The following is a 5,706-nucleotide window of genomic DNA, read 5'->3' as shown; positions in this document are numbered from 1 at the left end:
TTCGATCAAGCCGCACACTCACTTCACGGCTGAGGTGTATGTCTTGTCGAAGGAAGAGGGCGGCCGTCACACGCCGTTTTTCAACAACTACCGTCCCCAGTTCTACTTCCGCACGACGGACGTGACCGGGGCGGTTGAGTTGCCTGCGGACAAAGAAATGGTGATGCCCGGCGACAACGTCGGCATGACGATCAAGTTGATCGCTCCGATCGCGATGGAAACCGGTCTGCGCTTCGCGATCCGTGAAGGTGGCCGTACCGTCGGGTCGGGCGTGGTTGCTACGATCATCGCTTAAACTATCAGTGCCATAGGGGCGTAGCTCAATTGGCAGAGCGTCGGTCTCCAAAACCGAAGGTTGAAGGTTCGAAACCCTCCGCCCCTGCCAACCTCCGCTGATCACGGTAGTTGGTTCGTTGGTTCTAGGCAATCGGCCCGCGGGAGTTATTCCCGGCGGGCTTTGCTGCTGGTGGGTATCGCCCAACAAGTGTTTCAAATATCGAATGCCCGCACATGTTGCGAGGCATGGAAGCGAATCAATGTCCAATTCTCAAGTCGAAACGGTAACGACCAGCGCTGATAAGGCTAAGCTGGCTGCTGCTGTACTGCTGCTGGCGGCCGCTCTGGTTGCTTACTATGCCTTGGCGAAGCAAGGGTCGATTGCTCAATGGGCTGCGCTGCTGGTGCTGCTTGCAGCGTCCGTGGGGGCATTTTTTACGTCCGAGTCCGGTAAGTCGCTGATCGCCTATGGGCGCGATTCGGCGCGTGAGGTACGTAAGGTGGTTTGGCCGACGCACAAAGAAGCGCGCCAAATGACCGGCTATGTCTTTGCCTTCGTGGTGGTGATGGCCTTGTTCCTCTGGTTGACCGACAAGACGCTGGAGTGGGTGTTGTATGACCTGGTCTTGGGTTGGAAGCGTTAAGTAAGCGTTACGTGAGCGTTGAAGGATTGCAATGACTGAAGAACTGGGCAATGCCGCGGCAGAAGCTGCAAGCGAAGCCGTGGTGCCGACGGGTCTCCCGAAGCGCTGGTATGTGGTGCACGCATATTCGGGCATGGAAAAGGCCGTTGAGCGCAATCTGCGTGAACGCATCGACCGTGCCGAGATGCAGGAGAAATTTGGCCGCATCTTGGTGCCGACCGAAGAAGTCGTCGAGTTGAAGAATGGCAAGAAAGCCGTCACCGAGCGGCGCTTTTTCCCAGGCTATGTGCTGGTTGAGATGGTGATGGAAGATGACACCTGGCATTTGGTCAAGCACACCTCCAAGGTGACCGGTTTTGTGGGTGGCGCGAAAAATCGCCCTGCTCCGATCTCGGAGGCCGAAGTGCAGAAGATCGTCAACCAGATGCAAGAGGGCATTGAGAAGCCCCGGCCCAAGGTCGAGTGGATGGTCGGCGAAGTCGTTCGTGTCAAGGACGGTCCTTTCACAGACTTCAATGGTGCGATTGAAGGTGTCAACTACGACAAGTCCAAGGTCAGTGTGTCCGTCACCATCTTTGGCCGCGCTACGCCGGTTGAGTTGGACTTCGCGCAAGTCGAGAAGATTTAAGAGCCCGACAGCGCTCGCCGGCTACGCAAGTGGACGGCATGCTGCCCGTAGTCAGTTCACAACGAGATGTGAACAAGAGGAGCAAGGGTATGCGGCGTCAAGCTGCTAGCCCCTTGCGCTAGCACTCAGGGGTTGCGGCTGAGCCGCCGTGACTCTGTCAGGAGAAGTTATGGCTAAGAAAATTGTCGGCTTTATCAAGCTGCAAGTAGCGGCAGGCAAGGCGAATCCGTCGCCGCCGGTCGGTCCCGCGTTGGGTCAGCGCGGCCTGAACATCATGGAATTCTGCAAGGCGTTCAACGCCCAGACGCAGGGTCATGAGCCAGGCATGAAGCTGCCGGTGGTGATTACCGCCTTCGCAGACAAGAGCTTCACCTTCGTGATCAAGTCGCCTCCAGCGACTGCTCTGATCAAGAAGTTGGCCAAGCTGGACAAGGGTTCGGCCAAGCCGCACCTGGAAAAAGTCGGCAAGCTGACCCGTGCCCAGTTGGAAGAGATCGCCAAGATCAAGACCAAAGACCTGACTGCCGCCGACATGGATGCAGCAGTTCGTACGATTGCTGGTTCCGCTCGCTCGATGGGCGTGCTGGTAGAGGGAGTCTGATATGGCCAAGCTTACAAAACGCCAAAAGTCCTATCAGGGCAAGGTCGAGTCGACCAAGCTGTACTCGCTGAGCGAAGCGCTGAATCTGGTCAAGAGCCTGGCTGTTGCCAAGTTCGATGAGTCCATCGACGTCGCCGTTCAGTTGGGCGTGGACTCGAAGAAGTCTGACCAAGTCGTTCGCGGCGCGGTCGTGATGCCTCACGGTATCGGCAAGACCAAGCGCGTGGCCGTGTTCGCACAAGGCGCCAAGGCTGACGAAGCCCGCGCTGCCGGTGCTGACATCGTCGGCATGGAAGACTTGGCCGAGCGCATCAAGGCTGGCGATATGCCCTTCGATGTGGTCATCGCTTCGCCCGACACGATGCGTATCGTCGGTACCTTGGGTCAGATCTTGGGCCCACGCGGCCTGATGCCTAACCCCAAGGTCGGCACCGTGACGCCTGACGTCGCTACCGCTGTCAAGAACGCCAAGGCTGGTCAAGTCCAGTTCCGCGTTGACAAGGGCGGCATCATCCACGGCACCTTGGGTCGTCGCTCGTTCGACACCGAGAAGCTGGAAGGCAATTTGCGCGCGCTGATCGAGGCTTTGAACAAGTCCAAGCCAGCCACCAGCAAGGGCGTCTACCTGCGCAAGGTTGCTGTGTCTTCCACCATGGGCGTTGGCGCCCGTGTGGATGTGGCCAGCATCAACGCTCAGGCTTCCGCCTAAGTCCAAAGAAGATTTGTGCAGCGCGAGTCTGGCGCTGTGCTGAAGCATTGGTGGGGCGAAGCGGGCGCAGGCTCGTTTCGCGTCATCCAAGACCGTTGGTGTGAACGCCCGTTGGGTGTTTGCTTAATGGACGACGGTGTGCCGAGCTTTAAAACTTGGTGCCTTGTTTGAAGCCAACGCAGATGGCGGTCCCGCTGTAAAGGATTTGTTGGTCGCTTCTTCAAGAAGCGATTGGCGGGATTCTGGACAGAAGGTCGCTGAACCCGGGTGTGTCTGGAGCCGCAAGGCAAAGGGCACGTATTTGTGAGGAGAAGACCTTGAGTCTCAATCGCAACGAGAAAGCAGCCGTCGTTTCGGATGTGGCAGCCCAAGCGGCTAAGTCGCAGACCTTGGCGTTGGCCGAATACCGTGGCCTCACCGTTGATCACCTGAACAAGCTGCGCATCGAAGCGCGTGCCAAGGGTGTGTATCTTCACGTGCTGAAGAACACACTGGCGCGTCGTGCCGTTGCCGGTACCCAGTTCGAGTGCATCGCGGAGAGCATGGTCGGTCCGCTGATCTATGGCTTTTCTGAAGATGCTGTCGCTGCTGCGAAGGTCATTGCTGACTTCGCTAAAACCAACGACAAACTGGTCATCAAAGGCGGTGCCTACGGTGGCAAGGCTCTGGATGTCAACGCCGTCAAGGCCTTGGCTTCAGTCCCAAGCAAGGAAGTTTTGCTGGCCCAACTGTTGGGTCTGATGCAGTCGCCGGTGTCGCGTTTCGCGCGCGTACTGGCTGCCGTGTCGGAGCAACGTGGCGCTGGCGCAGCTCCTGCTGCCGAAGAAGCCACGGAAGTTGCAGCAGAAGCTGCACCTGCCGCCTGAACGATCTGCTGATAAAGCAACCATTAACTGAATCTAGGAGCCACAAATGGCATTCGATAAAGACGCATTCATCACCGCCCTGGACGCAATGACCGTTCTGGAACTCAATGACCTGGTCAAGGCTATTGAAGAAAAGTTTGGCGTGTCCGCTGCCGCTATGGCCGGCCCAGCTGCTGGCGGCGGCGGCGCTGCTGCTGTTGTTGAAGAGCAGACCGAGTTCAACGTCATGTTGACCGAAGTCGGCGCGCAGAAAGTTTCCGTGATTAAGGCAGTTCGCGAAATCACTGGCTTGGGCCTGAAGGAAGCCAAAGACCTGGTCGACGGCGCTCCTAAGGCTGTCAAGGAAGCCGTGTCCAAGGCCGACGCCGAAGCCGCCAAGAAGAAGCTTGAAGAAGCCGGCGCCAAGGTCGAGATCAAGTAACTGTCACGAGTTGAAGTCGCTCTTGGGTGGCTTCAGTTTTGATGACAGGCCCGCAGCTTGGGTTTGTTGAAAGTCTGCTCCACCCGACGGGGGCTGGGGGTAGTTCGGTTCAGCAGACGCTTGCCGAAGCTTAAAAGGGGTGGCCTCACGGCCTCCCCTTTTAGCGTTGCAGGGTTATTTCGGTAGAGATTAGTTGAAATATTCGCGCGATGTATGATGCGCGGTTATTTCAAGTGTTCTCTGATCCGACTGCAGAGAACCGGTTTGGTCGGACTTTGGTGCAATGCCGAAGTTGTCCGCCAGCGGTTGGTAGTGGCCAATCACCAAGCGTCGAGCCGTCCGTTCGGGATGGAGTTCGAGAAGCCAGTCGCCGACGAAGCTTGCCCCACGGCCAGGGGTGGGCTCTCGACACGGAGTGTTTATGGCGCAAGCAACCCCCTATAGCTTTACCGAGCGCAAGCGAATTCGCAAGAGCTTCGGCAAGCGTGAGAGCGTTCTCAACGTTCCTTATTTGCTCACCATGCAGAAAGAGGCTTATGTAGCCTTCCTGCAAAAGGATGTGCCCCCTGCCAAACGCAAGCCCGAGGGCCTGCAGGCAGCTTTCCTTTCCGCATTCCCCATTGTTTCGCACAATGGTTTCGTGGAGATGAAATTTCTCGAATTCAATATCGCCAAACCGCCGTTTGACACTCGCGAGTGCCAGCAGCGTGGGTTGACTTATGCGGCTGCCGTTCGCGCGCGTCTGCAGATGATCATCTATGACCGTGAATCGCCCCAGGCGAAGACCGTCAAGGAGATCAAGGAGCAAGAGGTCTATATGGGCGAAGTTCCGCTCATGACCGAGTACGGCTCCTTCATCGTCAATGGCACCGAGCGTGTCATCGTCTCGCAGTTGCATCGCTCACCCGGCGTGTTCTTTGAGCACGACAAGGGCAAGACGCATTCCAGCGGCAAGCTGCTGTTCTCGGCGCGAATCATTCCTTACCGCGGTTCGTGGTTGGACTTTGAATTCGACGCCAAAGACATCCTGTTCTTCCGCGTTGACCGTCGCCGCAAGATGCCGGTCACGATCATGCTCAAGGCCATCGGCCTGAACCCCGAGCAAATCCTGGCGCATTTCTTCGTCTTCGACAACTTCCGCCTGATGGATGCCGGCGCGCAGCTCGAATTCGTCGCCGATCGCTTGCGTGGCGAAGTGGCGCGCTTCGACATCACCGACAAGGAAGGCAAGGTCATCGTCGAGAAGGACAAGCGCATCACGGCGCGCCATGTCCGTCAGATCGACGAGAGCGGCACGAAATTCATCTCGGTGCCCGAGGACTTCCTGGTCGGCCGCATCATCGCGCGCAACATGGTCGACGCCGACACCGGCGAAATCGTTGCCAAGGCCAATGACGAGCTGACCGATACGATGCTGAAGAAGTTGCGCGTGGCCGGCGTCAAGGACATCCAGTGCCTGTTCACCAACGAACTCGACCAGGGCGCCTACATCAGCCAGACCCTGGCCGGTGACGAGACCGACAGCGAGCTCGCCGCGCGCGTGGCCATCTATCGCATGATG

General features: G+C 57.8%; 6 protein-coding genes, 1 tRNA gene and 2 pseudogenes. All 9 read left to right on the top strand.

Translation table 11 applies throughout. The features are described from left to right. Positions 1 to 295 (top strand): annotated as a pseudogene (locus RMO57_RS19810) (elongation factor Tu); the annotation flags it as partial. A gap of 14 nt (positions 296 to 309) precedes the next feature. After that, positions 310 to 385, top strand: a tRNA-Trp gene (locus RMO57_RS19805). Positions 386 to 536: 151 nt separating this feature from the next. Beyond that, a complete protein-coding gene (gene secE, locus RMO57_RS19800) occupies positions 537 to 920 on the top strand; it encodes a preprotein translocase subunit SecE (RefSeq protein WP_310389594.1) in 384 nt (127 codons plus the stop codon). Between the two features lie 31 nt (positions 921 to 951). After that, a complete protein-coding gene (gene nusG / locus RMO57_RS19795; RefSeq protein WP_310389592.1) occupies positions 952 to 1,548 on the top strand; it encodes a transcription termination/antitermination protein NusG in 597 nt (198 codons plus the stop codon). A 169-nt stretch (positions 1,549 to 1,717) separates the two neighbouring features. Next, positions 1,718 to 2,149, top strand: coding sequence for a 50S ribosomal protein L11 (rplK, locus tag RMO57_RS19790; protein WP_310389591.1), 432 nt, complete (start codon positions 1,718 to 1,720; stop codon positions 2,147 to 2,149). Between the two features lies 1 nt (position 2,150). Continuing rightward, positions 2,151 to 2,858 carry a 50S ribosomal protein L1 gene (gene rplA, locus RMO57_RS19785; RefSeq protein WP_310389589.1) on the top strand — a complete coding sequence of 236 codons (708 nt, stop codon included), beginning with the start codon at positions 2,151 to 2,153 and terminating at the stop codon, positions 2,856 to 2,858. Between the two features lie 317 nt (positions 2,859 to 3,175). Beyond that, positions 3,176 to 3,724 carry a 50S ribosomal protein L10 gene (gene rplJ / locus RMO57_RS19780; protein WP_310389587.1) on the top strand — a complete coding sequence of 183 codons (549 nt, stop codon included), beginning with the start codon at positions 3,176 to 3,178 and terminating at the stop codon, positions 3,722 to 3,724. Between the two features lie 46 nt (positions 3,725 to 3,770). Continuing rightward, the gene (rplL, locus tag RMO57_RS19775; RefSeq protein ID WP_310389585.1) at positions 3,771 to 4,145 is read left to right on the top strand and encodes a 50S ribosomal protein L7/L12; all 375 of its coding nucleotides are present in this window, start codon (positions 3,771 to 3,773) and stop codon (positions 4,143 to 4,145) included. A 421-nt stretch (positions 4,146 to 4,566) separates the two neighbouring features. Then, positions 4,567 to 5,706 (top strand): annotated as a pseudogene (gene rpoB, locus RMO57_RS19770) (DNA-directed RNA polymerase subunit beta); the annotation flags it as partial.

It is taken from the genome of Roseateles sp. (assembly GCF_031397715.1).
Lineage (GTDB): Bacteria > Pseudomonadota > Gammaproteobacteria > Burkholderiales > Burkholderiaceae_C > Paucibacter_A.
This window is presented reverse-complemented; position numbering and strand designations above follow the sequence as displayed.

Excerpts from the sequence above, each read along its gene's own strand:
- rplA (WP_310389589.1), top strand. The coding sequence starts at position 2,151 with ATGGCCAAGCTTACAAAACGCCAAAAGTCCTATCAGGGCAAGGTCGAG.
- secE (WP_310389594.1), top strand. The coding sequence starts at position 537 with ATGTCCAATTCTCAAGTCGAAACGGTAACGACCAGCGCTGATAAGGCT.
- rplL (WP_310389585.1), top strand. The coding sequence starts at position 3,771 with ATGGCATTCGATAAAGACGCATTCATCACCGCCCTGGACGCAATGACC.
- nusG (WP_310389592.1), top strand. The coding sequence starts at position 952 with ATGACTGAAGAACTGGGCAATGCCGCGGCAGAAGCTGCAAGCGAAGCC.
- rplK (WP_310389591.1), top strand. The coding sequence starts at position 1,718 with ATGGCTAAGAAAATTGTCGGCTTTATCAAGCTGCAAGTAGCGGCAGGC.